The organism is Cupriavidus pauculus, assembly GCF_008693385.1.
Lineage (GTDB): Bacteria > Pseudomonadota > Gammaproteobacteria > Burkholderiales > Burkholderiaceae > Cupriavidus > Cupriavidus pauculus_D.
Map to the genome: position 1 here is coordinate 2,557,961 of NZ_CP044065.1, position 25,307 is coordinate 2,583,267.

General features: G+C 68.2%; 26 protein-coding genes. 15 read left to right on the forward strand and 11 right to left on the reverse strand.

The window, feature by feature from the left end; translation table 11 throughout:
* Window positions 1-41: 41 nt before the first annotated feature.
* Together FOB72_RS11695 and FOB72_RS11700 are read right to left on the reverse strand one after the other, a co-directional pair.
* The gene (locus FOB72_RS11695; RefSeq protein WP_150372667.1) at window positions 42-1,157 is read right to left on the reverse strand and encodes an ornithine cyclodeaminase; all 1,116 of its coding nucleotides are present in this window, start codon (window positions 1,155-1,157) and stop codon (window positions 42-44) included.
* A 54-nt stretch (window positions 1,158-1,211) separates the two neighbouring features.
* Window positions 1,212-2,108, reverse strand: coding sequence for a dimethylarginine dimethylaminohydrolase family protein (locus FOB72_RS11700; protein WP_150372668.1), 897 nt, complete (start codon window positions 2,106-2,108; stop codon window positions 1,212-1,214).
* Between the two features lie 133 nt (window positions 2,109-2,241).
* Here FOB72_RS11700 and FOB72_RS11705 point away from each other — a divergent pair, with 133 nt between their 5' ends.
* Entirely contained in the window at window positions 2,242-2,664 is a 423-nt protein-coding gene (locus FOB72_RS11705) for an Lrp/AsnC family transcriptional regulator (RefSeq protein ID WP_150372669.1), read from the forward strand.
* Here FOB72_RS11705 and FOB72_RS11710 read toward each other — a convergent pair.
* A complete protein-coding gene (locus FOB72_RS11710; RefSeq protein ID WP_223851512.1) occupies window positions 2,652-4,358 on the reverse strand; it encodes a chloride channel protein in 1,707 nt (568 codons plus the stop codon). The two genes, FOB72_RS11705 and FOB72_RS11710, sit on opposite strands and share 13 nt — an antisense overlap.
* Before the next feature lie 215 nt (window positions 4,359-4,573).
* On the opposite strand from FOB72_RS11710, the gene FOB72_RS11715 reads away from it, so the two are divergent.
* The 6 genes from FOB72_RS11715 to FOB72_RS11740 all read left to right on the forward strand — a co-directional run bounded on the left by FOB72_RS11715 (window position 4,574) and on the right by FOB72_RS11740 (window position 10,677).
* Window positions 4,574-5,773, forward strand: coding sequence for an HPP family protein (locus FOB72_RS11715; RefSeq protein WP_223851314.1), 1,200 nt, complete (start codon window positions 4,574-4,576; stop codon window positions 5,771-5,773).
* Window positions 5,774-5,927: 154 nt separating this feature from the next.
* Window positions 5,928-7,031: an AI-2E family transporter gene (locus FOB72_RS11720; protein WP_150372671.1), complete on the forward strand. Its 1,104-nt coding sequence runs from the start codon at window positions 5,928-5,930 to the stop codon at window positions 7,029-7,031.
* Window positions 7,028-7,699, forward strand: coding sequence for a paraquat-inducible protein A (locus FOB72_RS11725; protein ID WP_150372672.1), 672 nt, complete (start codon window positions 7,028-7,030; stop codon window positions 7,697-7,699). The genes FOB72_RS11720 and FOB72_RS11725 overlap by 4 nt, the downstream gene beginning before the upstream one ends.
* Window positions 7,696-8,418 (forward strand): paraquat-inducible protein A, encoded by a 723-nt coding sequence (locus tag FOB72_RS11730; protein WP_150372673.1) that lies wholly within the window; start codon window positions 7,696-7,698, stop codon window positions 8,416-8,418. Before FOB72_RS11725 ends, FOB72_RS11730 begins: the two co-directional genes overlap by 4 nt.
* Complete coding sequence (locus tag FOB72_RS11735) at window positions 8,402-10,054, forward strand: intermembrane transport protein PqiB (protein ID WP_150372674.1); 1,653 nt, start codon at window positions 8,402-8,404, stop codon at window positions 10,052-10,054. Before FOB72_RS11730 ends, FOB72_RS11735 begins: the two co-directional genes overlap by 17 nt.
* Before the next feature lie 53 nt (window positions 10,055-10,107).
* On the forward strand, window positions 10,108-10,677 hold the full coding sequence (locus tag FOB72_RS11740; protein WP_411859831.1) for a membrane integrity-associated transporter subunit PqiC: 570 nt from the start codon (window positions 10,108-10,110) through the stop codon (window positions 10,675-10,677).
* Here FOB72_RS11740 and FOB72_RS11745 read toward each other — a convergent pair.
* Window positions 10,667-11,182: a nucleoside 2-deoxyribosyltransferase gene (locus tag FOB72_RS11745; protein ID WP_150372676.1), complete on the reverse strand. Its 516-nt coding sequence runs from the start codon at window positions 11,180-11,182 to the stop codon at window positions 10,667-10,669. The genes FOB72_RS11740 and FOB72_RS11745 overlap by 11 nt on opposite strands.
* A gap of 162 nt (window positions 11,183-11,344) precedes the next feature.
* Here FOB72_RS11745 and modA point away from each other — a divergent pair, with 162 nt between their 5' ends.
* From modA to FOB72_RS32790, 4 genes are read left to right on the forward strand one after another with little or no spacing between them, the layout of a single operon-like run.
* On the forward strand, window positions 11,345-12,118 hold the full coding sequence (gene modA / locus FOB72_RS11750; protein ID WP_150372677.1) for a molybdate ABC transporter substrate-binding protein: 774 nt from the start codon (window positions 11,345-11,347) through the stop codon (window positions 12,116-12,118).
* Window positions 12,119-12,142: 24 nt separating this feature from the next.
* The gene (gene modB, locus FOB72_RS11755; protein WP_150372678.1) at window positions 12,143-12,880 is read left to right on the forward strand and encodes a molybdate ABC transporter permease subunit; all 738 of its coding nucleotides are present in this window, start codon (window positions 12,143-12,145) and stop codon (window positions 12,878-12,880) included.
* Between the two features lie 7 nt (window positions 12,881-12,887).
* Window positions 12,888-13,610 (forward strand): ATP-binding cassette domain-containing protein, encoded by a 723-nt coding sequence (locus FOB72_RS11760; protein ID WP_150372679.1) that lies wholly within the window; start codon window positions 12,888-12,890, stop codon window positions 13,608-13,610.
* Window positions 13,611-13,665: 55 nt separating this feature from the next.
* A complete protein-coding gene (locus FOB72_RS32790) occupies window positions 13,666-13,800 on the forward strand; it encodes a hypothetical protein (protein ID WP_263364721.1) in 135 nt (44 codons plus the stop codon).
* Between the two features lie 12 nt (window positions 13,801-13,812).
* On the opposite strand, the gene FOB72_RS11765 is transcribed toward FOB72_RS32790, so the two are convergent.
* Together FOB72_RS11765 and FOB72_RS11770 are read right to left on the reverse strand one after the other, a co-directional pair.
* On the reverse strand, window positions 13,813-14,328 hold the full coding sequence (locus tag FOB72_RS11765; RefSeq protein ID WP_150372680.1) for a class IV adenylate cyclase: 516 nt from the start codon (window positions 14,326-14,328) through the stop codon (window positions 13,813-13,815).
* Window positions 14,329-14,361: 33 nt separating this feature from the next.
* Entirely contained in the window at window positions 14,362-15,177 is an 816-nt protein-coding gene (locus FOB72_RS11770) for a TOBE domain-containing protein (RefSeq protein ID WP_150372681.1), read from the reverse strand.
* Window positions 15,178-15,348: 171 nt separating this feature from the next.
* Between FOB72_RS11770 and FOB72_RS11775 the strand changes: the two genes are divergently transcribed.
* The 3 genes from FOB72_RS11775 to FOB72_RS11785 all read left to right on the forward strand — a co-directional run bounded on the left by FOB72_RS11775 (window position 15,349) and on the right by FOB72_RS11785 (window position 17,735).
* Window positions 15,349-16,398 (forward strand): Ldh family oxidoreductase, encoded by a 1,050-nt coding sequence (locus tag FOB72_RS11775; RefSeq protein WP_150372682.1) that lies wholly within the window; start codon window positions 15,349-15,351, stop codon window positions 16,396-16,398.
* A gap of 31 nt (window positions 16,399-16,429) precedes the next feature.
* The gene (locus tag FOB72_RS11780; protein WP_150372683.1) at window positions 16,430-17,125 is read left to right on the forward strand and encodes a transglycosylase domain-containing protein; all 696 of its coding nucleotides are present in this window, start codon (window positions 16,430-16,432) and stop codon (window positions 17,123-17,125) included.
* A gap of 124 nt (window positions 17,126-17,249) precedes the next feature.
* Window positions 17,250-17,735 (forward strand): MgtC/SapB family protein, encoded by a 486-nt coding sequence (locus FOB72_RS11785; protein ID WP_150372684.1) that lies wholly within the window; start codon window positions 17,250-17,252, stop codon window positions 17,733-17,735.
* A 4-nt stretch (window positions 17,736-17,739) separates the two neighbouring features.
* On the opposite strand, the gene FOB72_RS11790 is transcribed toward FOB72_RS11785, so the two are convergent.
* The 4 genes from FOB72_RS11790 to FOB72_RS11805 are packed head-to-tail and all read right to left on the reverse strand — an operon-like array spanning window position 17,740 to window position 23,026.
* Complete coding sequence (locus FOB72_RS11790) at window positions 17,740-17,991, reverse strand: formate dehydrogenase subunit delta (protein ID WP_150372685.1); 252 nt, start codon at window positions 17,989-17,991, stop codon at window positions 17,740-17,742.
* Window positions 17,992-17,996: 5 nt separating this feature from the next.
* Window positions 17,997-20,876 carry a formate dehydrogenase subunit alpha gene (gene fdhF / locus FOB72_RS11795; protein ID WP_150372686.1) on the reverse strand — a complete coding sequence of 960 codons (2,880 nt, stop codon included), beginning with the start codon at window positions 20,874-20,876 and terminating at the stop codon, window positions 17,997-17,999.
* A gap of 51 nt (window positions 20,877-20,927) precedes the next feature.
* Window positions 20,928-22,484, reverse strand: a complete 1,557-nt coding sequence (locus FOB72_RS11800) for a formate dehydrogenase beta subunit (RefSeq protein WP_150372687.1) — start codon at window positions 22,482-22,484, stop codon at window positions 20,928-20,930.
* A complete protein-coding gene (locus FOB72_RS11805) occupies window positions 22,481-23,026 on the reverse strand; it encodes a formate dehydrogenase subunit gamma (RefSeq protein WP_150372688.1) in 546 nt (181 codons plus the stop codon). Before FOB72_RS11805 ends, FOB72_RS11800 begins: the two co-directional genes overlap by 4 nt.
* A gap of 210 nt (window positions 23,027-23,236) precedes the next feature.
* Between FOB72_RS11805 and FOB72_RS11810 the strand changes: the two genes are divergently transcribed.
* A complete protein-coding gene (locus FOB72_RS11810) occupies window positions 23,237-24,331 on the forward strand; it encodes a helix-turn-helix transcriptional regulator (RefSeq protein ID WP_150372689.1) in 1,095 nt (364 codons plus the stop codon).
* A 5-nt stretch (window positions 24,332-24,336) separates the two neighbouring features.
* Here FOB72_RS11810 and ppk2 read toward each other — a convergent pair whose 3' ends face one another.
* Window positions 24,337-25,278 carry a polyphosphate kinase 2 gene (ppk2, locus tag FOB72_RS11815; RefSeq protein ID WP_150372690.1) on the reverse strand — a complete coding sequence of 314 codons (942 nt, stop codon included), beginning with the start codon at window positions 25,276-25,278 and terminating at the stop codon, window positions 24,337-24,339.
* Between the last annotated feature and the right edge of the window lie 29 nt (window positions 25,279-25,307).

Genomic DNA, 25,307 nt, shown 5'->3' on the forward strand with positions numbered 1-25,307 from the left:
GCTTCCCGCGTTCTGTCTCCCGCGTTTTGCCTCCCAAACTCTTAAGTAAGAGCCACCTTCACACCGCCGCCCTCGGTCTTTGCGGCCGACGCGTCCTCTCGCATCATCCACCCGTAGAGGTCGCGGGGGTCGCGTGGTGTTGCAACCAACGCAAAAAACTCACCGGCGTCGTTCGACAGCGCCACATTGTGGAGCCATCGTAGCGCTGAAAAATCTTCGAGCGCGAAGCCCACCGAATCGAATATCGTGACCTCCTCGCGGGTCTCGCGGCCCGGCGAGGTTCCCGCCAGGACTTCCCATAGTTCGGTCACCGGCGCATCGGGCGGCAACTGCTGGATCTCGCCCTCGATGCGAGTCTGCGGCGCGTACTCGACGACGATCCGGGCGTTGCGGAGGATGTCCGCATGCAGCTCCGTCTTGCCCGGACAATCGCCGCCGACGGCGTTGAGGTGCATGCCCGGCGCGATCATCTCCGGCGCAAGAATCGTGGCGCGGGTCTTGTCGGCGGTGACCGTGGAGACGATGTCCGCGCCCGCCACGGCGTCCGCGATCGATGCCGCCGCCACGATGCGCAGGTCCGGCACATGCGCGAGGTTCCGCGCGAGCCGATCCGTCGCGCGACGGTCGATATCGAAGGCGCGAATCTCGCGGATACCGAGCAATGCGTGGAACGCCAGCGCCTGGAACTCGGCCTGCGCGCCATTGCCGATCAGCGCCATGGACTTCGCGTCCCGCCGCGCCATCGCCTTCGCCGCCAGTGCGGAGGTGGCGGCGGTGCGCAACGCGGTGGCCAGCGTCAGATCCGCCAGCAGCAGCGGATGCCCCGTGCGCACGTCGGCCAGCGCGCCATAGGCCATCACCGTGGGCAGCGCGTACCGCGCGTTGCGCGGATGGCCGTTGACGTACTTGAATGCGTGCAGCACGCCATCGCTGACGGGCATCAGTTCGATCACGCCCACGTCGGAATGGCTTGCCGCGCGCGCGGACTTGTCGAACGCGGACCAGCGCAGGAAATCTTCGCGCAGATGGTCCGCCAGCTGCACGAGCGACTGCCTGACGCCGATGGCGCGTACGAGGGCCGCGACATCGCGCGCGTCGAGGCATCGCGTGAGGGGGGAGGGGTTGCCGCCCGGTGTGTCGCGTGGTGTGAGCGTCATGATCCGCGTCTCCGATGGTGAGGTTCAGGCAGGACCGGCAGGACGGCGCGCGCGCTATGCCGCCGCGCCACGCACCGCGTCATGCATCGCGACCGCTGCCGTGCCGTCGCGGTCGAGCCGCAGCGTCATGCAGTACGCACCGCCACCGGACAGCATGAACGGCGACAGATCGACCTCGCGCAGGCGGTAGCCGCGGCGCGCGAACTCGGTGCGCAGATGCGGCGTGGTGCGCGTCATCACGACCTGGTCGTCGAGGTTGACCGCATTGACGCTGAAATGCCGCAGGTCGTCCTCGGTCGCCTCGATGCGAAGGCTGGCGGGCACGCGCGCATGGATCTCGCGCAGGGCCTGCTCGCCGAATGCGGGCGGGTAGTAGAGGACTTCGCCACCGGCAAGCGGGCAGAAGCAGACGTCGAGGTGATAGCTGTGTTCGGTGGCCAGCTCCAGCGCGACGACGTCGCGATCGAAGTGCGCGGACATCGCGTCGGCGGCCTCGCGCGACGAGCGCGGACCGAAGCCGGCCCAGAAGTGGCCGCGGGAGGCGTCCCAGATGCAGTCGCCGGCGCCCTCCTGATAGCAGCCGTCGGGCAGCGTGGCCACGCTGTCGATCCAACCGCGCGCGCGCAGCGATTCGAAGATGGCCGCGAACGGCGCCTCCTCGCCCTGCCGCTGCGGATAGCGGAAGCGCGCGAGCACGGCCTTGCCATCGAGCACCACGGCCGCGTTGGCCGGGAACACCATGTCCGGCTGCCCCGGCGCGCCCGGTGCCACCTCGACCGCGAAGCCCGACGCATCGAGCGCCTCGCGCAGCGCGTCGAACGACCGCGTCGCGTTGCGATGCATGCCGCGCGGGTCGCGCGCCCAGGCCTGCGGGTCCATCCATGGGTTGATGCTGTAGGAGACGTCGTAGTGGGTCGGGGCAACAACGAGAATGGTCGGGCGTTGGATCATGGCAGTCGGCATCCGAGGTGGGAATGCGTGCATTGTGGGTCGCCTGCGCGCCAGCCTGAAGCGCACATATTGGACAAATTGCGCGACTGGGATAACAATTCGCTAGCCGTCACTCGCAAATTGCCAAACCGCCATGGACGCCACCGATCAGCAGTTGCTCGCGCTGCTGCGCGACAATGCCCGCACCCCCGTGACCACGCTTGCAAAGGTCCTGCGCATCTCGCGGGCGACCGTGCAGAACCGGATCGACAAGCTCGAGCGCGATGGGTTGATCGTGGGCTACACGGTGCGGCTCAAGCCCGAGGCGGAACCGCATCGGATCCGCGCGTGGATGACGGTGGCGGTCGAGGGCAACAAGGCGCGGCAGGTCCTGCAGGCGCTGCGCGGAGAGCCGAACGTGCAGGCGCTGCACACGACCAATGGCCGCTGGGACATCATCGCGGAACTGCGCGCGGACACGCTCGAGGCCTTCGACCGCACCCTCGACCGCATTCGCCTGATCGACGGCATCTCCGCGACGGAGACGAGCATCCTGTTGTCGACCTACAAACTCTGAGCAAGCGGCCGCTCGCGCGTGGTCTCTTCGTCGAGCACCCGACGGCTCGGCGCCGCGAGGTCCCGCAGCGAGACGATGCCGACGAGGCGCATCGAGGCCAGGTCGGCCACCACCGGCAATCGCGCGACGCCCAGCGTGGCCATGCGCCCCGCCGCGGCGCGGCCGGTATGCGTGGGGAGCAGGACCGCGCCCACCCCATCGGATGGCACGGGCAACAGATCGCGGCACGCAAGCGGCGCGCCCGGTGCCTGCGCGGCAGCGTCGATCGCCGCGCGATTCAGCATGCCCAGCACACGCCCGTCGCCGACGACCGGATACGCGCGATGCGGCGCGCGCTCGCCGAAGTAGCGGGCCACGGCCGCTTCGAGCGGCAGATCGCCATCGATCGCCACGACGTCGCGCGTCATCAGATCGGCCACATGCGCATGCTCGAGCGGATCGACACCGTACTCGCGCCAGATATGCAGGCCGCGCCGTGCAATCTTCTCGGTCATGATCGACCGCTTCATCGTGAGCACGGAGAACCCGTAGGCCACCGCGGTGGTCAGCAGCAGCGGCAGCAGCGCCTCGCTGTCGTGGGTGAGTCCGAACGCGAACACGATCGCCGTCAGCGGCGCGCCGAGCACGCTGCCCAGCACGCCTGCCATGCAGACGAGCGCCCAGAGCGAGGGCGAGCCGCCGGGCAGCCACGGCGCAAGCACCACGCCGAGCCCCGCGCCCAGCATCAGCAGCGGCGCGAGCACGCCGCCCGAGGTTCCCGAGCCCAGCGCGGCGACCCAGATCACGGCCTTGACGGCCAGCAGCGCCACCGCGACCTCGATGGCGAGGCGGTTGTTGAGCAGATCGCCGATGACGTCGTATCCGATACCGAGCGCGCGCGGTTCGAAGTAGCCGCCGATGCCCACCACGAGCCCGCCGAGCGCGGGCCACCACATCCAGTGCATGGGCAGGCGGGAGAATGCGTCTTCCGTGCGATACAGCGCCAGCGTCAGCCCCGCGCCCAGTCCCCCGCACAGCAGCCCCGCGACGATGCACGCGCCGAGCGCCATCACCGACACGGGCGCCGTCTGCAGCGGGAACAGCGGCCCAGGCTCGAAGACAAGAGCACGCAGGAAGCCCGCCACCGCGCAGGCGAGCGCCACTGGCAGCAGGCTGCGCGGCCGCAATTCGAACAGCAGCAGTTCGATGGCCAGCAGCACCGCCGCGACCGGCGTGCCGAAGATCGCGGTCATCCCCGCGCAGGCGCCGGCAACGAGCAGCGTCTTGCGCTCGGCCGCGCTCAGGTGGAGCAGCTGTGCAAGCAGCGACGCGATCGAGCCGCCGGTCATGATGATCGGACCCTCCGCACCGAACGGCCCGCCGCTGCCGATCACGATGCCCGAGGACAGCGGCTTGAGCACCGCGACCTTCGGCGACATGCGGCTGCGGCCGAACAGCACGGCTTCCATCGCCTCGGGAATGCCGTGCCCGCGAATCTTGTCGCTGCCGTAGCGCGCCATCAGGCCGACGATCAGGCCACCGATCACCGGTAGCGCGACGACCCACAGGCCGAGCGCATGGTGCGCGGGCGAGGTCTCCGCAAACGACAGCGTCCGATAGAAGAACAGGTTCGTGAAGAACCGGATGAGGTTGACCAGCACCCACGCGGCGCCGGTACTTACGCCGCCCAGCAGGAGCGCGATACCTGCCAGCATCGGCAGGCGCCCATCCACGGCGTAGTCGCGCCGCCCGTCATGTTGCAATGCATCATGCCGTGATGCGATCGGCCGCTCGGCGCCGCGCGTGGATTCGGCGCTTGTGGAATTGCTGCGCATGCTTCGCTCCTCTCTCCGGACTCCAAGGCCACGGAATATATCACGGCATGATATATTGCCGCTTTCGCGCAGAAACCGCCGCTACAATCACCGCCATGGCATCCGACACCGACAACGCCGCCGCGCCCGACCGCCAGACCCTGACGTGGCTGCGCACGTTCCTGCCGATGCCGATCACCGGCGGCCGGCACGAGCGCGTCAAGAGCTGCCTGGGCGCGCTGCTGGGACTGTTCGTTACGGAGTGGATCAGCCGCCACCTGATGGGCGGATTCAATCCGTGGTTCATCGCGCCCATGGGCGCGTCGGCCGTGCTGCTGTTCGCGGTGCCCGCGAGCCCGCTCGCGCAGCCGTGGTCGATCATCGGCGGCAACCTCGTGGCGGCGACGGTCGGCGTGACCTGCGCGATGCTGATTCCCTCGCCGGGACTGGCGGCCGGCGTCGCGGTGGCGGTCGCGATCGCCCTGATGTTTCCGCTGCGCTGCATCCACCCACCCAGCGGCGCGGTCGCGCTGACGGCGGTGCTGGGCGGGCCGGCGGTGCAGGCGCTCGGCTTCGGCTTTATCGTGATGCCCGTGGCCGTGAATTCGATGGTGCTGGTGCTGATGGCGCTGGCGTTCAACAACGCCATGCGGCGACGCTACCCGCACCGTCCGCCCGAACCCGCGGCGGGCCACCGCACGCGCGACGTGCCGCCGACCCAGCGCGTGGGCTTCACGCGCGCGGACCTGGACGCCGTGCTCGCGGCGCGCGGGGAATTCCTCGACATCTCGGAAGACGATCTCGAGGCGATTCTCGTGGCGGCCGAACTGCGGGCCTTCCGACGCCGCTTCGGCGACGTGCGGTGCGCGGACATCATGTCGCGCGACGTGGTGACCGCAACACCCGATATGCCCGCGGGAGAAGCCGCCGCGCTGCTGGCCCGCCATCACATCAAGGCCCTGCCCGTCGTGGACGGCCAGCGCCGGCTGGCCGGCATCTTCACGCAAAGCGACTTCTTCGCCGCCCAGCGCACGGGCTCGGCCCGCACCGCCGGCACCGTGCGCACGCTCATGACGCATGCGGTCACCGTGGCGCGCCCCGAACAGCCCATGGTCGATCTGGCGCGCGCGTTCTCCGATGGCGGCCTGCACCATGTGCCCGTCATCGACGACGACCGGCGCGTGGTCGGCATGGTCACGCAGTCCGACCTCGTGGCCGCCCTCCTGCGCAGCCGGGTATCGGGAACTTCGGGAACTTCGGGAACTTCGGGAACCTCGGCACCGGATGACGTACCCGCCGCGCCGACGGCGCATTGACACGGCCGCGCCACCCGCACGCCACCTCCGTCGCCTATAACTCTCATCAAGGCACCGCCCCGCCCCCGACGGGCACGCTTCGTCACGGTGCGCGCATCGATTTCCGCTATGCTTACGGCGTTTCCGTCACACGGCCGCCGAGGAGATCTGCCCGATGAGTTCCGGACAACTGATTGAAAAGCTCGCCGCGGTCTTCGCGCTGATCCTGTTGATCGGCGGCTCGCTGGTCGTGCTGGCGCCGTTCGCGACGGCGCTGCTATGGGGCGCGATCCTCGCGTTCAGTTCCTGGTACCCCTATTCCGTGCTGACCCGCTGGCTCGGCAACCGCCGCGGCATCGCCGCGCTGGTCTGCGTGCTGCTGGCGGCCGTGATCGTGCTCGGCCCCTTCGTCTACGCCGGCGCGAGCTTCTCCGCGCACGTCGATGACCTGACCGCGCTGGTGGAGCGCTACAAGGAGCGCGGCGTGCCGCAGCTGCCCGAGTGGCTGTCGAGCCTGCCTTACGTCGGCAGCTATCTGCAGAACACGTGGAACCAGGTAGTCAACGCCGATTCGGAAATGCTCGCGAACCTGCGCAAGCTCGTGGCGCCGGTCGGCCACGTGCTGCTCGGCGCGGGCCTCTCCATCGGCGCGGGGCTGGGCCAGCTGGCGCTGTCCATCGTGCTCGCGTTCTTCTTCTATACCGGCGGCGAACTGGCCGTGGAATGGCTGCGCGGCGGCATGCGCCGCATCGCGGGCGAGCGCGCCGACCATCTGCTGGCGCTCGCGGGCAGCACGGTCAAGGGCGTGGTCTACGGCGTGCTCGGCACGGCGTTCGTGCAGGCGGTGCTGACCGGCATCGGCCTGTGGATTTCGGGCGTGCCGGGCGCCGCCATCCTCGGTTTCATCACGTTCTTCCTCTCCGTGATCCCGGTCGGCCCGCCGCTGATCTGGATTCCGGCCGCGCTCTGGCTCTATCACTCGGGCGCGACGGGCTGGGCCATCTTCATGGTCGTCTGGGGCGTGGCCGTGGTCGGCATGGCCGACAACATCATCAAGCCGCTGCTCATCAGCAAGGGCACGGGCCTGCCGCTGATCTGGATCATGATGGGCGTGCTCGGCGGCGCGCTGGCGTTCGGCTTTCTCGGCGTGTTCATCGGCCCGACCGTGCTCGCGGTGGCCTACGCGCTGCTGCGCGACTGGACCATCGGCACGCAGGTGGCAACGCCGGTGACGGCCGTCACCGCCGCGCCGCCCTCGCGACTGACGCCGGACGCATGACGGATCCCACCCAGCGCGAAGCCTCCCCGCAGGTCCCCCGCGATCTGAGCCAGCTGATCGCGTGCGAATACTGCGACGCGGTGTACGCGCGCGAGACGCTCGCGCCGGGGGAGCGCGCGCAGTGCCTGCGCTGCGGTGGCGCGCTCTACCGCGAGAACCGGCGCGCATACCGCCGCCTGCTGCCACTCGTGATCACGGCGCTGATCCTGTTCCTCATCTCCAATTCGTATCCGATCGTTGAGATGGACCTGCAGGGCGTGCGCACGCAGACGACGCTGCTGGGCGCCGTGGAAGCCTTGCATGGCGACAACATGGACCTCGTGGCCGCGCTGGTGCTGGCCACCACGATCGTGTTTCCGCTCACCGAGATGCTCATGATGTGCTACCTGCTGATACCGATGGCGCAGCGCCGCATGCCGCCCGGTTTCGACCGCATCGTGCGCGGCATTCGCCAGACGCGGCCATGGGGCATGATCGAAGTGTTCATGATCGGCGTGCTCGTGACCGTGGTGAAGCTTTCCACGATGGCGCAGGTGCTGCCAGGCATCGCGCTGTGGTCGTTCGGCGCGCTCGTGGCCGTGCTGGCCGCGATGCTCTCGTTCGACCCGCGCGCGTTGTGGGACTACCTCGAGCAGCCCGAGCCCGGCGCGGAGGGCGAGACCACATGAGACAGCATCTGGAGCGCTCGCGCCGGCTGGCAAGCGGCGTCGTGGCGGGAATCACCGACGACGACGAGAGCACGCCGCTCGCGCGCGTGCCCACGGCCACGTCGCTCGGGCTCGTCTCGTGCCACGCATGCGACCAGCTCAGCCCGCGCGCGCTCGAAGGCGAGCCGTGCCCGCGCTGCGGCGCCACGCTCCATCATCGCAAGCCGGCCAGCCTCGCGCGCACCTGGGCGTTCCTGCTGGCCGCCTTCATCCTCTACATCCCCGCGAACCTGCTGCCCGTGATGGTCACGCAGTCGCTGCTCGGCACGCAGCAGGACACGATCTTCTCGGGCGTCATCTATCTGTGGCTGTCCGGCTCGCATCTGCTGGCCGGCGTGGTGCTCATCGCGAGCATCGTCGTGCCGCTGCTCAAGATGATGATCCTGACGATGCTGCTGGTCTCGGTGCGCCTGCGCACGACCTGGCGCATCCGCCAGCAGACGCGGCTGTATGGACTCGTCGAACTGATCGGCCGCTGGTCGATGCTCGATATCTTCGTGGTGGCGCTGCTGGCCTCGCTCGTGCGCGCGGGCGCGCTCGCCACCATCGTGCCAGGCCCCGGAGCGCTCGCGTTCGGCTCCGTGGTGGTACTGACCATGCTCGCATCGCTGAGCTTCGACCCGCGCTTGCTGTGGGATTCGCTGGAACCGACGGAACACACCGATGCCCGACAACACTGAACTTCCTCCGCCGCCTCCGCCGCCGCCCGCGTCTCCTTCGGGCCTGCCCTACCCTGCCCGGCGCCGCCGCTCGCGCTGGCTGCCTTCGCTCGTGTGGCTGATTCCGATCGTCGCCGCCATCGTCGGCATCTCGCTGCTCGTCAATACGATCATGTCGCGCGGGCCGGAGATCGATGTCACGTTCCGCACGGCCGAGGGGCTGACGCCCGGCAAGACGCCCGTGCGCTACAAGGATGTGGAGATCGGACTCGTCAAGGCCGTGCGGCTGGCGGAAGACCGCTCGCATGTCATCGCGCGCATCGACCTGACCAAGGACGCCAGCAGCTTTGCCGTGGCGGACACGCGCTTCTGGGTCGTGCGGCCGCGGCTCGCGGTCAGCGGCGTGTCGGGGCTGGAGACGCTGCTTTCGGGTGCGTATATCGGCGTCGATATCGGCAAGTCCGCGGAACGCAAGACGGCGTTCACGGGGCTCGAAGTCCCGCCCGTGGTGACCACCGATGCGTCGGGCAAGCAGTTCGTGCTGCGCGCGCAGGACCTCGGCTCGCTCGATATCGGCTCGCCGGTCTACTACCGCCGCGTGCGCGTGGGCCAGGTGGTGGCGTTCCAGCTCGAGCCGAACGGCCGCGACATCACGCTGCGCGTGTTCATCGACAAACCCTACGACAAGCTCGTCACGGCCAATACGCGCTTCTGGCATGCGAGCGGCGTCGATCTCAAGCTCGATGCCACGGGCCTCAAGCTGCAGACGCAATCGCTGGTCACGGTGCTTCTCGGCGGCGTCGCGTTCCAGGCGCCCGACCATTCGGGCGGCGCGCCCGTGGCCACCGAGAACACGCAGTTCCTGCTCGCGGGCGATCAGTCCGAGGCGATGAAAGAGCCCGAGGAACTCGCACCGACGCTGGCCGTGCTGAACTTCGACCAGTCCGTGCGCGGGCTCTCGCCGGGCGCGCCCGTGGACTTCCGCGGCGTGGTGGTGGGCCAGGTCCGGTCCATCGGGATCGAGTACCAGCGGGACAAGAAGGCGTTCCGCATGCCCGTGGTCGTGGAGCTCTACCCCTCGCGCATGGGCTTCCGCGAGCGCGATGTCGCCGAGGAAGCGCAGAAGCGCACGATCGTGGAGACCTTGATCCGCCGCGGCCTGCGCGCGCAGCTGCGCAACGGCAACCTGCTGACCGGCCAGCTCTACGTGGCGCTCGACTTCTTCCCGAAGGCGGCGCCGGCCGCGGTCAACCTCGACGCCTCGATGCCCGAGCTGCCGACCACGCCGGGCACGTTCGACGAACTGCAGGCCAAGCTCGGCGATATCGTCAGCAAGATCGACAAGGTGCCGTTCGACCAGATCGGCCAGGATGTGCGCACCACGCTCGCCTCGCTGAACCGCATGCTCGACAACGCCGACAAGCTCGTCGCGCAGTTGCAGGGCGATGTCGCGCCGCAGGTCCTGTCGGCGCTGCAGGATGCGCGGCGCACGCTCAACACGGCCAACGGCACGCTCGCGTCGGATGCGCCGCTGCAGCAGGATACGCGGCGCATGCTGCAGGAACTCACGCGCACGGCGGCTTCGCTGCGCGCACTGACCGATTACCTCGAGCGCCATCCCGAGGCGCTGCTACGCGGCAAGGCGGAGAAGCCATGATGATCCAACGTTCGCTGACGGTTCCCCGTGCGGGACGTCGCCTCGCGGCGCCCATGGTTGCCGCGCTCGCCCTGCTGCTTGCGGCCTGCGCGTCGCCCGATCCGCGCTATTACTCGCTGGCCGCGTCCGCGGCCAATGCCGTGCCCGCCGCGCCGCCTGCCCGGGCCGAGCCGCTATGGATCGAGGTCGCGCCCGTGCGCGTGCCGGAGCGGCTCAATCGCGCGCAGCTCGTGGTGGGCGACGGGGCAGACGGCCAGCTGAAGCTGCTCGACCTGTCGCGCTGGTCCTCGCCGCTCCCCGACGAGATGCGCGATGCGCTGTCGCAGCAGTTGCAGGCGCGGCTCGGCGCGGTGGATGTCTACCAGCAGGGGCTGTCCGATGTCGCACCGGTCTATCGCATCACGACCGAGGTGGTACGGATGGACGGCGATGTGGGCCAGCGCGCGAACGCCACGATCGCCTGGACCGTGCGACGCCTGCCCGACGGCAGGGTGACGGGCGGCCGCACGGTGGCGGAGGTGGCGGCGCCGGGGCAGGTGGAGGGGCTTGTGGGCGCGTACCGCCAGATCGTCGGCACCACGGCCGACGATATCGCGGCGGCGCTGAGCGGCCTCAAGCCCTGACGCTGCCACCCCGCTGCGCAGCCATGGCCTTCAGGCAATCCTCGGCCGTCCCGTGCACGAGCGTCACGCTGCACGCGAGCATCAGGTTCTTCGACAGTCCGAAGTCCTCCACCACATAGCCGCGCGCGTCGATCGCCTCGCCATCGGCGTCGATCGACGCGGTCACGCGTTCGCGCAGCGAGGACGCCTCGCTCGCGTAGCCCCAGACCGGCTTGCCCAGCGCCACCGCGTAGCCGACCTCGAATGCGGTGCCCGAATCCGGCTCGCCGGGGCCCCGGAAATCGTCGAGGTTCGCCATTACCGCATCCGCGCGATGCAGCAGCGCGATATTGGCCTCGTAGATCCACCGCGCGGTCTCGGGGCCCGTCATGCCGGCCGGCGCGGCCTGGTCGAGCGGGTACAGGCCCGTGAAGCCGTGATCGGCGCACAGCGCCTGGAGCCGCTTGCCGTAGTCGACCGCATCCTTGCGGAAGACGTCGAAGCCGGCGAGATAGATGGAGGTCATGGGCAGACGCCGTGAAAAGGGATGGCGCAGCATAGCGCAGGGAAGCCGGATCCCGGGAGCCGATACCAAAGTCGGATTGACCATCGTTATATACCGTCTTATATTGCGCATGTGCCGCGCTGCGGCGTCCGAGTCATTTTCCCTGCCCGAACTTCTCTAACCATGCCTTCCACGCCCCGCTTCCTGCGCCGGACGATCGGCGCCGCCGCGCTTGCCGCCCTGACCCTGACCGCCCCGTCGGCCTTTGCCGCCGACCTCGTGGTGTCGGCCGCCGCCAGCCTGACGAACGCCTTCAAGACCCTGGCCGAGCAGTTCGAGAAGTCCCACCCCGACACCAGGGTGGTGCTCAACTTCGGGGCGTCGGACGTGCTGATGCAGCAGATCGTCAAGGGCGCGCCGGCGGACGTGTTTGCCTCCGCCGACCAGGATGCGATGAACAGGGCCGAAAGCGAAAAGGTTGTGCAACCCGCCTCGCGCAAGGACTTTGCCGCGAACCAGATCGTGCTGATCGTGCCCGGCGACAGCAAGCTCGGCATCACGTCGCTCAAGGACCTGACCAGGGCCGACGTGAAGCGCATCGCCTATGGCAACCCGTCTTCGGTTCCCGTGGGCCGCTACACCAGGGGCGCGCTGGAAGCCGAACACCTGTGGGATGCCGTGGCCGCCAAGGGCGTGCCCGCGCAGAATGTGCGCCAGAGCCTGGACTACGTGGCCCGCGGCGAAGTCGATGCCGGCTTCGTGTTCGCCACCGACGCCACCGTGATGCCGGACAAGGTCAAGGTCGCCGTCCGCGTGCCGAACCGCACGCCCGTGACGTACCCGATCGCGATCGTCGCGCAGACGAAGCAGGCCGCCTCGGCCAACGCGTTCGTGAACTACGTGCTGTCGGCCGATGGCCAGGCCGTGCTCGCGCGCTATGGCTTCCTGAAGCCCTGATCCGAACGCATCGACGAGGCCGATATGGATGCCGTCTGGATTCCGCTGCTGCTGTCGCTGAAGGTGGCGGGATGGGCCACGCTGCTCAATAGCGTGCTCGGGGTGGCCGCGGCGTACGCACTCGCGCGCTGGCGCTCGTCGGCGCGCGACGTCGTCGACGCCATCCTGACGCTCCCGCTCGTGCTGCCGCCGACCGTGCTTGGCTACTACCTGCTCGTGCTCGTGGGCCGGCGCGGGGTGTTCGGCGCATGGCTGTCGTCCGTCGGCATCGAACTCGTGTTCACGTGGCAGGGCGCGGTACTCGCCTCGACCGTGGTCGCATTCCCGCTCGTGCTCAAGTCCGCCCGCGCGGCCTTCGAAGGGGTCGATCATCAGCTCGAGAACGCCGCGCGCGTGCTCGGCGTCTCCGAGGCAGGCATCTTCTTCCGCGTCACGCTGCCGATGGCGGCGCGCGGCATCATCGCGGGCGTACTGCTCGCGTTCGCGCGCGCGCTCGGCGAGTTCGGCGCCACGCTGATGATCGCGGGCAACCTGCCCGGCCGCACGCAGACGCTCTCGGTGGCCATCTACGAAGCGGTGCAGGCCGGCGACGACAACACGGCCAATCTGCTCGTGCTGATCACCTCGGTCACCTGCGTGGTGTTGCTGGTCGCCGCCGGCCGGCTCGTGCCGCCCGTCGCGCGCGGCGCCTCCGACGTCTACGAACCCCGGCGCTTCCGCGCCCGCGCGCGCAAGGCCGCGTCGCCTGCCGTCCCCAAGTGAGCCCCCCATGAGCATGCATGTCTCGCTGCGCAAGCACATGACCTCGGGCGACCGCGAGTTCGCGCTCGATATCGACTTCACATCGGACAGCCGGCGCATCGCGCTGTTCGGCCAGTCCGGCGCGGGCAAGAGCCTGACGCTGCGCGCGATTGCGGGGCTGCTCGCGCCCGATAGCGGCCGCATCGTGCTGAACGGCCGCACGCTGTTCGACAGCGAAGCGGGCATCGACGTCCGGCCGCAGGAGCGCCGCGTCGCCTATCTCTTCCAGGATTACGCGCTGTTTCCGCACCTGACCGTCGCGCAGAACATCGCCTTCGGTCTCGAGCATGGCTGGCGCAATCCGCGGCGCCGCGCGCGCTATGCGCAGGCGGACCGCTGGATCGATGCATTCAGCCTGCGCGAGATCGTGGGCCAGTATCCGTCGCAGATCTCCGGCGGCCAGAAGCAACGCGTGGCCCTTGCGCGCGCGCTGGTTGCGCAACCGGACACCGTGCTGCTCGACGAACCGTTCTCGGCGCTCGATCCCGCGCTGCGCGCGCATATGCGCAACGAGTTGCGCGCGCTGCAGAGCAGCCTCGACGTGCCGATGGTCGTGATCTCCCATGACCCCGAGGACGTCGAGGTTCTGGCCGATCATGTGCTGGAAGTCCGCGACGGCCGCATCGTTGCCGGCGGCTACGCCACCCCCCCTCGCCCGACGCCACTGCCCGTCGGCACGGAACTCGCGTAAGCGATCGCGCACACCCGTGCGCGCGGGTACATGAAGGTCGAGGAACGGCCGCCCTATGGCATCAGGAACGCGCTGGTACGACGCGTGGTGCAGTCACATGATCGGCTCGGACAACGATCTCAAGATGGTGGCGTCGCGGGTGCGGGACTTCCTGCTCGCGCATCCGGCCGCCCTGCCGGCTTCCCGCTAGACCGCGCCCGGGTCAGCGGTTCGCGCGCAGCAGGTCCACATACGCGCCGTCGATCAGCCTTGCGCGATCGACACCGAGCGCATCCATCAGCGTATGGGCTTCGGCCACGCCCGCCTCGGCCGCTTCGTCATCGGCCAGCACCACTTCCAGTTCGAGAAAGTCGCCGAGCCCCTCCACGCGGTCCAGGTGCACGCGCGTACGGCCGACGAGGAACAGCGTGCGCACCTTCCTGACACGGCCGCCCTCGCCATGCGCGGCGGCGAGTGCCGCGCGCAGCGTGTCGGGCGACGCCGTCGGCGACAGGATGTAGAAGCTCTCTTTCGGCCCGGTCTGGTCCGGGCGCGCGTAGAAGATCAATTCCCCTCGCGACGCATCGAACGCGCGCAGCTTCAGACGTCCATTCGCGCATGGAAAGAACGTATCGTCCTGTTCGATGCGCTCGGGGCCGTGCTGCGCGAGGGCCGCCGCGCGCGGCGCCACGGCCTCGACGCTGTCGATGCGGGCCTTGATCTCGATATTGCGTGCCATGCGGGAACTCCTTCGCCAACAGAGCCGCGCATTCTACAGCGTGCCGACGATCACGCTCGATGCCTTGAAGATCGCGATGGCGCGCGCGCCTTCGGCCAGCGCCAGATCGCCGATGGCCGTGCCGGGCACGATCGCCGCCACGGTACCGCCGCCGTCGAGCGCAAGCACGACTTCCGCGTTGACCGCACCGGGAACGATGCGCGACACCACGCCCGGCAGCTGGTTGCTCGCCGACAGCCTGCCCTCGGGATCGGGCAGGCCGATCAGGACCGATGACGCCTTGATCAGCCCGAAGGCCTCCACGCCCGGCGCGAGCTCGAGCGTCTCGGTGCTCTCGCGCGTGATCGTGGCGACGATCGCCTGTCCGCCCGGCAGCCGCAGCGTGATCTCGTCATTGACCGCGCCTGTTCGGACCGCTTCCACCTGCCCGAACAGCTTGTTGCGCGCGCTCGTGCGCACGGTGAAGCGCCGCATGAGCTCGAGGTCCTGTCCGCTTGCCACATCGCCGCCGAGCGTGCCCGTCTCGGCCTGCGCGCCGAGCCACGCGACAAAGCGCCGGTGCTCGGCCTCGAGCGTGCGATAGGTGCGGATCAGCTGCTCCGCGCGATCGGTGAGCCGCGTGCCGCCCCCGCCCTTGCCGCCTGCCGCGCGGGCCACGAGCGGCTCGCCGGCGCTGTTGTTCATCGCGTCGATGGCATCCCACGCGGCCTTGTAGCTGAGCCCCACCGCGCGCGCGGCCGCGGTGATCGAGCCTTGTTCGCCGATCGCGGCCAGCAGGGCGATGCGATCCTTGCCGCCCCACTCGCGGGCACCGGCCCGGAACCAGATCGCGCCTTCGAGTTCTAGCATGATGGGTGTCGGAGAGTTCTGTCGAAGAATGGTTGCGATGGTAGCGCGAATGCCCGCCGCGCCCGCAAATGGACAGAATCTGACCGGAATCAAACCGATCGTGCGCCGCCGGCTTGGCATGCCGAACGCCGCTTTCCATAATGGAGGGGCATCCGATGACGGGAGGCCCCCATGCAGATCTCGCTGTCCAGCGCCCAGCGCTTCGCGCGCGACATCCTCGTCGCGCAGTCCGTCCCCGCCGATATTGCCGACGACGTCGCCCACCACCTCGTCGAATCGGACCGCTGCGGCTATGCCAGCCACGGCCTCTCGATCCTGCCGAGCTATCGCACGGCGCTCGAGGCGAACACCGTGAATCGCACGGGCCGCGCCGAATGCGTGATGGACCGCGGCTCGCTGATGGTGTTCGACGGCCACGGCGGCTTCGGCCAGCATGTGGGCAAGGCCGTAATGGCCACCGCGATCGCGCGCGTGCGCGAGCACGGGCACTGCCTCGTCACGCTGCGCCAGTCGCACCATCTCGGCCGCATGGGCCATTACGGCGAAATGGTCGCCGCCGAAGGCTGCGTGCTGCTGTGCTTCACCAACGTGATCAACCGCCCGCCGATGGTCGCGCCGTTCGGCGGCCGCGTCGCGCGCCTGACGACCAATCCGCTGTGCTTCGCGGGCCCGATGCCGAATGGCCGGCCGCCGCTCGTGCTCGATATCGCGACAAGCGCGATCGCGCTCAACAAGGCCCGCGTGCTGGCGGAAAAAGGCGAGCCGGCGCCCGAGCGCAGCATCATCGATGCCGACGGCAATCCGACGACCGACGCCAGCGTGATGTTCGCCGATCCGCCCGGCGCCCTGCTGCCGTTCGGCGGCCACAAGGGCTATGCGCTCGGCGTGGTGGCGGAACTGCTGGCCGGCGTGCTGTCCGGTGGCGGCACCATCCGCCCCGATGCGCCGCCCGGCGGCGTGGCCACCAACAACCTCTTCGCGGTGCTGCTGAACCCCGAGCTCGATCTCGGTCTGCCGTGGCAAAGCGCCGAGGTGGAATCGTTTATCGAGTACCTGCAGGCCACGCCCACCGCGCCGGGGTTCGATCGCGTCCAGTATCCGGGCGAGTACGAAGCCGCGTGCCGCGCCGCGGCGGCGACGCATCTCGAGATCGACGATCGCATCTGGCAGAACCTCGACAAGCTTGCACGGACCGTTGGCGTCGAGACGCCGCGCGGATAAGCCAGCACCGGGTGATGGCACAATGTGGCCCATGCAACGTCTCTGGTCCGCCTTCGTCAAGTTCGTCCTGCTCGCCATCGTCGGCGGGGCGCTGCTGATCGCGTTCACCGTGATCATGGCCAGCCGTCAGCTGCCGTCGCTCGACGCGCTGACCGCGTTCCGCGCCTCGCCCGGATACGTGCCGCTCGCGCAGTTCCCGCCCACGCTGCCCGAAGCCGTGGTCGCGATCGAGGACGACCGCTTCTACATCCACGATGGCATCGACTATGTAGGCGTGATGCGCGCCGGCATCGCCAACCTCTCCGACGAACTGTCGCAGGGCGCATCGACGATCACGATGCAGGTGGCGCGCAACTTCTTCCTTTCGCGGCAGAAGACGTACACGCGCAAGCTCTACGAGGCGTTGCTCGCCTACCGCATCGAAAGCGCGCTGAGCAAGAACGAGATCCTCGAGCTGTATCTCAACAAGATCTACCTGGGCCAGGGCGCGTACGGCTTCGGCGAGGCCGCCGAGACCTATTTCGGCAAGCCCGTGGCGCAGCTCACGCTGGCCGAATGCGCGATGCTCGCCGGCCTGCCCAAGGCGCCGTCGGCCAACAATCCCGTGGTCAACCCGCGCCGCGCACGCCAGCGCCAGAGCTATATCCTGCTGCGCATGCTCGAGCTCGGTCGCATCACGCGCGGCCAGTACGACGCCGCGCTGCTCGAGCCGCTGCGGCTGCGCTAGCGCGCGCACCGGTCCCCTTCCCCGCAACGTGTCAGCGCGTGTCAGTGCGTGTCAGCGCGCGCCCGACTGCGGACAGTCATGCGCCCATGCTAGCGTCTGGCATCGCAACTGCGGGAGCCAGATCATGGAAGGTGTGTGGGGTGATATCTACAGCACGATCCGGGCCGAATTCGCCGACGTCCCGAATATCAAGGAGCTGACGCGCCTGCTGCTGCGTCTTACGCTCGCGGTGGCGCTCGGCGGCCTGATTGGCTGGGAACGCGAAGCGGCCGGCAAGGCGGCCGGCCTCCGCACGCATATGATGGTCGCGCTCGGGTCGGCGCTGTTCGTGCTGGTCCCGCTTCAGGCCGGCGTGCCGCTGGCCGATATGAGCCGCGTGTTGCAGGGCCTGACGGCCGGCATCGGCTTTATCGGCGCCGGCGCGATCATCAAGCAGGCGAGCAAGGACGACGTCAGCGAAAGCGATGTCCGCGGCCTGACGACCGCCGCGAGCATCTGGACCGTCGCGGCAATCGGCGTCGCCTGCGGCCTCGGCCGCGAAATGACGGCCGTGGTCGCGACGGTGTTCAGCCTCGTGATCCTCCAGCTGCTCTACGCCTTCAAGAAGTAACGGCTCAGGAAGCCACGGCCACCGGCGCCGGCTCCAGGCTGGCCCGATGCGCGGCGATGGCTTCGCGCACGATCGGATCCAGCCCTTCTCCACCCTCGGTGGCATCGACGTGCGCGAGCAGCGCGCGGCGCATGCGCGGCTCCCAGAATCGCTTGATATGGCTCGCGATATCGCCAATGGCCTCGGTGCGATCGGGCATCGCCTCGAAGAAGCTGCCGATCTGGTTGGCCATCTTGATCAGGTTCTCGATATGCATGGCCGTTACTCCGCGGACGCCGGGTTGGGTTCGCTCGCCGCGCGCAGCAGCGCCAGCTGCTGGTCGTTGAAGTCCTGGTAGTTGCGCTGCCACGTGGACGGCTGCGCCACCGGCATCACCTGCACCGCGGTCACCTTGTACTCGGGACAGTTGGTCGCCCAGTCCGAGTTGTCGGTGGTAATCACGTTGGCGCCCGACTCGGGGAAGTGGAACGTGGTGTAGACCACGCCCGGCTGCATGCGGTCGCTCACGATCGCGCGCAGCACGGTTTCGCCCGCGCGGCTCTGTACGCCGACCCAGTCGCCATCCTTGATGCCGCGCTCCTCGGCATCGTGCGCATGGATCTCCAGACGGTCCTCGTCATGCCAGTGCACGTTGTGCGTGCGCCGCGTCTGCGCGCCGACGTTGTACTGCGACAGGATACGGCCCGTCGTCAGGATCAGCGGGAACTTGCGGTTGACCTTCTCGTCGGTGGCCACGTACTTGGTGATGATGAACTTGCCCTTGCCGCGGACGAACCCATCGACGTGCATGATCGGCGTGCCCGTCGGCGCGTCGTCGTTGCACGGCCACTGGATGCTGCCCAGCTGGTCGAGCTTCTTGTAGCTCACGCCCGAGAACGTCGGCGTCAGGCGCGCGATCTCGTCCATGATCTCGGACGGATCGTTGTAGTGCATCGGATAGCCAAGCGCGTTCGACAGCAGGATCGTCGCTTCCCAGTCCGCGTACCCGCCCTTCGGCGGCATGACCTTGCGCACGCGCGAGATGCGGCGCTCGGCATTGGTGAACGTGCCGTCCTTCTCGAGGAAGGTCGAACCCGGCAGGAATACGTGCGCGTACTTGGCCGTCTCGTTCAGGAAGATGTCCTGCACCACGATGCATTCCATCGACGACAGCGCTTCGGACACATGCTGCGTGTTCGGGTCCGACTGGACGATGTCCTCGCCCTGGCAGTACAGGCCCATGAAGCTGCCCGTCAGCGCGGCCTCGAACATGTTCGGAATGCGCAGGCCCGGTTCGGGGTTGATCTCGACACCCCATGCGCTCTCGAACAGATTGCGCGTGGTGGTATCGGACACGTGGCGATAGCCGGGCAGTTCATGCGGGAACGAGCCCATGTCGCACGAACCCTGCACGTTGTTCTGGCCGCGCAGCGGGTTCACGCCCACGCCTTCGCGGCCGATATTGCCGGTGGCCATCGCGAGGTTGGCGATGCCCATCACGGTCGTCGAACCCTGTGCGTGCTCGGTCACGCCCAGCCCGTAGTAGATCGCGGCATTGCCGCCGGTCGCGTACAGGCGCGCGGCACCGCGCATCTGGTCGGCCGGCACGCCCGTCACGGCTTCCATCGCTTCCGGCGAGTTCTCGGGCAGCGACACGAAATCGCGCCATTGCTGGAACGCCACGTCCTCGCAACGCTCGGCGATAAACGACTCGGCCAGCAGGCCTTCGGTCACGATCACGTGCGCGAGCGACGTGACCACCGCCACGTTGGTACCGGGACGCAGCTGGAGGTGATAGTCGGCGCGGATATGCGGCGAGCTCACGAGGTCGATGCGGCGCGGATCGACGACGATCAGCTTGGCGCCCTCGCGCAGGCGGCGCTTCATGCGCGACGCGAACACGGGGTGGCCGTCGGTCGGGTTCGCGCCGATCACCATGATCACGTCGGACTTGGCCACCGAGCGGAACGTCTGCGTGCCCGCCGATTCGCCGAGCGTGGTCTTGAGGCCGTAGCCGGTCGGCGAGTGGCACACGCGCGCGCAGGTATCGACGTTGTTGTTGCCGAACGCGGCGCGCACGAGCTTCTGCACGAGGTAGTCTTCCTCGTTCGTGCAGCGCGACGATACGATGCCGCCGATCGAATCCTTGCCGTGCTTGGCCTGGATGCGCTTGAATTCGGAAGCCGCGTAGCCGATCGCCTCTTCCCACGACACTTCACGCCACGGATCGGTGATCTTCGCGCGAATCATCGGCTTGAGGATGCGGTCCTTGTGCGTGGCATAGCCCCACGCGAAACGGCCCTTCACGCATGCGTGGCCATCGTTGGCCTGGCCGTCCTTGTACGGCACCATGCGCACGACCTCGTTGCCCTTCATCTCGGCCTTGAACGAGCAGCCCACGCCGCAGTACGCGCACGTGGTGATCTTGTCGTGCGAAGGCTGGCCCAGCTGGATCACGCTCTTCTCGGTCAGCGTCGCGGTCGGGCAGGCCTGCACGCACGCGCCGCACGACACGCAGTCGGACTCCATGAACGGCTGGCTCGTGCCCGCGGCCACGCGCGACTCGAAGCCGCGGCCCGAGATCGTCAGCGCGAACGTGCCCTGCGTTTCCTCGCAGGCGCGCACGCAGCGATTGCAGACGATGCACTTCGACGGGTCGTACGTGAAGTACGGATTCGACTCGTCTTTCTCCAGATGCGTGTGCGTGGCGATGGCCGGGGTGTTGGTGTGGCCGTCGTTGTAGCGCACCTCGCGCAGGCCCACCGCGCCGGCCATGTCCTGCAGTTCGCAGTTGCCGTTGGTCGGGCAGGTCAGGCAGTCAAGCGGGTGGTCGGAGATATAGAGCTCCATCACGCCGCGGCGCAGGTCGCCGAGCTTGTCGCTCTGCGTGCGCACCTTCATGCCCGCTTCCACCGGCGTCGTGCACGAGGCCGGATAGCCACGGCGGCCTTCGATTTCCACGAGGCACAGACGGCAGGAGCCGAACGACTTGAGCGAGTCCGTCGCGCACAGCTTGGGCACGGCGATCCCGGCTTCCATGGAAGCGCGCATCACCGAGGTGCCGGCCGGCACGGTCACGTTCACGCCGTCGATCTCCAGCGTGACCTGCGTCTCCGATTCGCTGGCCGGGGTACCGTAATCCAGTTCGTTTCGAGCGTTCAAGGGATGTCTCCCGATCTTGTGTTTTGTGGGATGGGCGCGAAGGATGGCGGCCTACGCCGCGCGCGCGGGCTTCGGCGACAGGCCGAAGTCCTCCGGGAATTCGTTCAGGGCGGACAGCACCGGGTATGGCGTCATGCCGCCCATCGCGCAGAGCGAGCCGTTGAGCATCGTGTCGCACAGGTCGCGTACCAGCGCCACGTGCTTCACGGGCTGATCGCCGGCCATGATGCGATCCATCACCTCGACACCGCGCGTCGAGCCGATCCGGCACGGCGTGCACTTGCCGCACGATTCGATCGCGCAGAACTCCATCGCATAGCGCGCCTGCTTCGCCATATCGACGGTCTCGTCGAACACGACGATGCCGCCGTGGCCCACCACCGCGCCGAACGCCGCATACGCTTCATAGTCGAGCGGGACGTCGAAGCGCGACTCGGGCAGATAGGCACCGAGCGGGCCGCCCACCTGTACCGCGCGAATCGCCCGGCCCGAGCGCGTGCCGCCGCCGTAATCGACGAGCAGTTCGCGCAGCGTGATGCCGAACGCCTTCTCGACGAGGCCACCCTGGAGGATGTTGCCGGCAAGCTGGAACGGCAGCGTGCCACGCGAGCGGCCCATGCCGAAGTCCTTGTAGTACGCCGCGCCGCGCGAGAGGATGATCGGCACCGTTGCAAGCGAGATCACGTTGTTGATCACGGTCGGCTGGCCGAACAGCCCTTCGATCGCGGGCAGCGGCGGCTTGGCGCGCACCACGCCGCGCTTGCCTTCGAGGCTTTCCAGCAGCGCGGTTTCCTCGCCGCAGACATAGGCGCCCGCGCCCTTGCGCACTTCGAGATGGAAGCGGCGGCCGCTGCCACGGATATCGTCGCCGAGCCAGCCTGCGGCAGTGGCGACGCGAATCGCTTCCTCGGTGGCGGCGATCGCGTGCGGGTACTCCGAACGCGTGTAGATGTAACCCTGCTCCGCGCCGACGGCCAGGCCCGCGATAGTCATGCCCTCGATCAGCATGAACGGATCATCTTCCATGACCATGCGGTCGGAGAACGTGCCCGAGTCGCCCTCGTCGGCATTGCAGACGATGTACTTGACCGGCGATTGCGCGGCCAGCACGGTCTTCCACTTGATGCCCGTGGGGAACGCGGCGCCGCCACGTCCGCGCAGGCCGGAGTCGAGCACCTCCTGCACGATCTGCGCGGGCTGCAGCGTCAGCGCGCGCGTCAGGCCCGCATAGCCTTCGTGCGCGATGTAGTCGTCGAGCGACACCGGATCGGTAATGCCGACGCGCGCGAAAGTCAGGCGCTCCTGCTTCTTCAGGAACGGATGGTCATCGACCACGCCGATCGACAGTGCGTGCGTGGCGCCCTGCAACAGGCCCGCATCGAACAGTGCGGGCACGTCGTCCGCCGAGACCGGGCCATAGCCGATACGGCCGGCATCGGTCTTCACCTCGACGAGCGGCTCGAGCCAGAACATCCCGCGCGAGCCGTTGCGCACGATCCGGACGTCGGCACCGCGCGTCGAGGCCTCACGTGCAATCGCCTCGGCCACCTCGTCGGCGCCGAGCGCGAGCGCGGTGGAGTCGCGCGGAACAAAGATGGTGGTGCTCATGCGCTTGCCTCCGCGGCCTGTTGGCGTTCGGCGCGCATGGCATCGCGCAGCCCTTCGATCAATCGCGTAAAGCGCGCGGCATCCACGCGCCCGTGCAGCCGGTCATCGATCATCACCGCGGGGCCGATCGCGCACTGCCCGAGGCAGAACACGGGCTCGAGCGTGAATGCGCCATCGGCCGTGGTCTCGTGCATGCCGCAGCCGAGCGTGCGCTCCGCGTGCGTCACGAGCGCGTCGGCACCCACCGACTGGCACGCTTCCGCGCGGCACACCTGCACGACGTGTCGGCCGGCCGGATGCTCGCGGAAGTGGTGATAGAACGTGATGACGCCATGGACTTCGGCGCGCGACAGGTTCAGCGCCTGCGCGATGACGGGCACCGACTCGGCGGGCACGTAGCCATGGACGTCCTGGAGTTCATGAAGGATGGGCAGCAAGGCGCCGGGCATGTCGCGGCGCGCGGAAACGATCTGCGCGATCGCATCCAGCCTGCGCGCGGCACTGACCGCTGCATTGTCTGTGGGGGTGACGGTTTCTGGCATGGCGTCTCCGTGCTCTTGTGTCGTCATGGCCCGGCGCGCGTGGCTTGTCTCCTGCGCGCCGTTGCGTCCGCCAGCCACCTCATTGGGTCGTGCCGTGCAGCCGCATATAGGCTCTTTTTTTCATATTCCGGGACTGCATTTCAGGTACTTGTCCCGTTTGTGCGACTATAGGCCCGTGTTTCAGCCCCATCAATATGCTATTTTGCGCATATGCTTCGCATCTCGATCCTCCCCCATCTGCAGATCCGCGACGACGCGGCGCCCGGGCCCGCGCCCGCGCTCGATGTCTCGCGTCTGGTGGCGTTGCTCGGCCATATCGAGTCCACGGGCAATATCGCCCAGTCGGCGGAGGCGATATCGTTGTCTTACCGCTACGCCTGGGGGATTCTGCGCGATGCCGAGACGCTGTTCGGCGGCGCGCTGATCGCCAAGACGCGGGGCCGCGGGTCGACGCTGACGCCGATGGCGCAACAGCTGGTATGGGCAAGCAAGCGGATTGCGGCCCGCCTCTCGCCGACGCTGGACAGCCTGGCGTCCGAGCTCGAGATCGAGCTGAAAAAGCTGATGGTGGCATCCGATCCGGCCGTGCGCCTGCATGCGAGCCACGGTTTCGCGGTGGCCGCGCTGCGCGACTTCCTCGACGAGCACAAGGTGCGGCACGACCTCAAGTACTGCGGCAGCCTTGAGGCCGTGGCGGCGCTCGCGGAACATGCATGCGATATCGCGGGGTTCCACGTGCCGATCGGCGATCTCGAGGACGATATGGTGCGGCGCATCACGAGCTGGCTGCGCCCCGATACGCATTGCCTGATCCACCTTGCGGTCCGGACGCAGGGGCTGTTCGTGCGGCCGGGAAATCCGCTCGGCGTCCATTCGCTGGAGGACCTCGTCCGCTCGGACGTCCGCTTCGTGAATCGCCAGCCGGGATCGGGCACGCGGCTGCTGCTGGACCTGATGCTGGCGCGCCGCGGCATCGATCCGAACCGCATCGAGGGCTTCAGCAACGGCGAGTTCACGCATGCGGCCGTGGCCGCGTATATCGGCAGCGGCATGGCCGACGTGGGCTTCGGCGTGGAGACGGCGGCGCGGCGCTTCGGACTCGAGTTCGTGCCCGTGCTCAAGGAGCGCTACTTCTTCGCCATCGAACAGAAAATGCTGCAGAGCCCCGCGCTCGCCGAAGCGGTGGAGGCCCTCAAGAGCCGCTCGTTCCGCGAGCGCGTGGATGCGTTGCCGGGCTACGACGCGGCGATGACCGGCGTGGTGCAGACCATGCAGCAGGCGTTTCCGAGTCTCGCGCGTCAGTAGGCGCGTCAGTAGATTTCCGGCACGATCATCTGGCCCGGCACGGGCTGCCGCACATAGTCGGCGTGCCGTTCGCGCTCGGGCAGCACGATCGGCGTCTGTTGCGGCTCCACGTACGGCATCTGCTGCAGCAGATGGTGGATGCAGTTGAGGCGCGCGCGCTTCTTGTCCACGGCCTGCACGACCCACCAGGGCGCCTCGGCGATATGCGTGCGCTCGAGCATCACTTCCTTCGCGCGCGTGTAGTCTTCCCAGCGGCGGCGCGATTCGAGATCCATCGGGCTCAGCTTCCACTGCTTGAGCGGATCGTGGATCCGGCTCAGGAAGCGCAGATGCTGCTCTTCGTCCGAGATCGAGAACCAGTACTTGATCAGCTGGATGCCCGAGCGCACGAGCATGCGCTCGAACTCCGGCACCGAGCGGAAGAATTCTTCATACTGCTCGTCCGTGCAGAACCCCATCACGTGTTCCACGCCCGCGCGGTTGTACCAGCTGCGGTCGAACAGCACCATCTCGCCGGCGGCCGGCAGATGCGATACGTAGCGCTGGAAATACCATTGCGTGCGTTCGCGGTCGTTCGGCGCGGGAAGTGCCGCCACGCGGCACACGCGCGGGTTCAGCCGCTGCGTGATGCGCTTGATCACGCCGCCCTTGCCCGCGGCATCGCGCCCCTCGAACAGGATCACCACCTTGTGGCCCGTCGCCTGCACCCAGCTCTGCAGCTTGACCAGCTCGCCCTGCAGGCGGAACAGCTCGCGGAAGTACATCTGGCGTTCCGCGCGCTCCTCGTCGTCGCCCGCGACGCCGCCGTTCTCGGCACCGTGGCCGGAGAGAATCGCCTGCACCACGCTGGGGTCGCGGTCTTCGAGTTCGAGCTCGAGTTCCTCGTCGTAGTAGTCGGCCACCTCGCGGTGAATGCGCCGAATCAGGGCTTCATCGTTGGGGTTCATTTGCTACGCTCCGGTATGCTGGGCTCATG

Bases quoted from the DNA above. Each gene is read 5' to 3' on its own strand.
- FOB72_RS11700 (WP_150372668.1), bottom strand. From the start codon at position 2,108: ATGATCCAACGCCCGACCATTCTCGTTGTTGCCCCGACCCACTACGAC.
- FOB72_RS11770 (WP_150372681.1), bottom strand. From the start codon at position 15,177: ATGCTAGAACTCGAAGGCGCGATCTGGTTCCGGGCCGGTGCCCGCGAG.
- FOB72_RS11720 (WP_150372671.1), top strand. From the start codon at position 5,928: ATGAGTTCCGGACAACTGATTGAAAAGCTCGCCGCGGTCTTCGCGCTG.
- modA (WP_150372677.1), top strand. From the start codon at position 11,345: ATGCCTTCCACGCCCCGCTTCCTGCGCCGGACGATCGGCGCCGCCGCG.
- FOB72_RS11775 (WP_150372682.1), top strand. From the start codon at position 15,349: ATGCAGATCTCGCTGTCCAGCGCCCAGCGCTTCGCGCGCGACATCCTC.
- FOB72_RS11715 (WP_223851314.1), top strand. From the start codon at position 4,574: ATGGCATCCGACACCGACAACGCCGCCGCGCCCGACCGCCAGACCCTG.
- FOB72_RS11735 (WP_150372674.1), top strand. From the start codon at position 8,402: ATGCCCGACAACACTGAACTTCCTCCGCCGCCTCCGCCGCCGCCCGCG.
- FOB72_RS11730 (WP_150372673.1), top strand. From the start codon at position 7,696: ATGAGACAGCATCTGGAGCGCTCGCGCCGGCTGGCAAGCGGCGTCGTG.
- FOB72_RS11725 (WP_150372672.1), top strand. From the start codon at position 7,028: ATGACGGATCCCACCCAGCGCGAAGCCTCCCCGCAGGTCCCCCGCGAT.
- FOB72_RS11765 (WP_150372680.1), bottom strand. From the start codon at position 14,328: ATGGCACGCAATATCGAGATCAAGGCCCGCATCGACAGCGTCGAGGCC.
- FOB72_RS11710 (WP_223851512.1), bottom strand. From the start codon at position 4,358: ATGCTGGCAGGTATCGCGCTCCTGCTGGGCGGCGTAAGTACCGGCGCC.
- ppk2 (WP_150372690.1), bottom strand. From the start codon at position 25,278: ATGAACCCCAACGATGAAGCCCTGATTCGGCGCATTCACCGCGAGGTG.
- FOB72_RS11760 (WP_150372679.1), top strand. From the start codon at position 12,888: ATGAGCATGCATGTCTCGCTGCGCAAGCACATGACCTCGGGCGACCGC.
- FOB72_RS11790 (WP_150372685.1), bottom strand. From the start codon at position 17,991: ATGCATATCGAGAACCTGATCAAGATGGCCAACCAGATCGGCAGCTTC.
- FOB72_RS11810 (WP_150372689.1), top strand. From the start codon at position 23,237: ATGCTTCGCATCTCGATCCTCCCCCATCTGCAGATCCGCGACGACGCG.
- FOB72_RS11785 (WP_150372684.1), top strand. From the start codon at position 17,250: ATGGAAGGTGTGTGGGGTGATATCTACAGCACGATCCGGGCCGAATTC.
- FOB72_RS11695 (WP_150372667.1), bottom strand. From the start codon at position 1,157: ATGACGCTCACACCACGCGACACACCGGGCGGCAACCCCTCCCCCCTC.
- FOB72_RS32790 (WP_263364721.1), top strand. From the start codon at position 13,666: ATGGCATCAGGAACGCGCTGGTACGACGCGTGGTGCAGTCACATGATC.
- FOB72_RS11780 (WP_150372683.1), top strand. From the start codon at position 16,430: ATGCAACGTCTCTGGTCCGCCTTCGTCAAGTTCGTCCTGCTCGCCATC.
- FOB72_RS11705 (WP_150372669.1), top strand. From the start codon at position 2,242: ATGGACGCCACCGATCAGCAGTTGCTCGCGCTGCTGCGCGACAATGCC.
- FOB72_RS11745 (WP_150372676.1), bottom strand. From the start codon at position 11,182: ATGACCTCCATCTATCTCGCCGGCTTCGACGTCTTCCGCAAGGATGCG.
- modB (WP_150372678.1), top strand. From the start codon at position 12,143: ATGGATGCCGTCTGGATTCCGCTGCTGCTGTCGCTGAAGGTGGCGGGA.
- FOB72_RS11740 (WP_411859831.1), top strand. From the start codon at position 10,108: ATGGTTGCCGCGCTCGCCCTGCTGCTTGCGGCCTGCGCGTCGCCCGAT.
- FOB72_RS11805 (WP_150372688.1), bottom strand. From the start codon at position 23,026: ATGCCAGAAACCGTCACCCCCACAGACAATGCAGCGGTCAGTGCCGCG.
- FOB72_RS11800 (WP_150372687.1), bottom strand. From the start codon at position 22,484: ATGAGCACCACCATCTTTGTTCCGCGCGACTCCACCGCGCTCGCGCTC.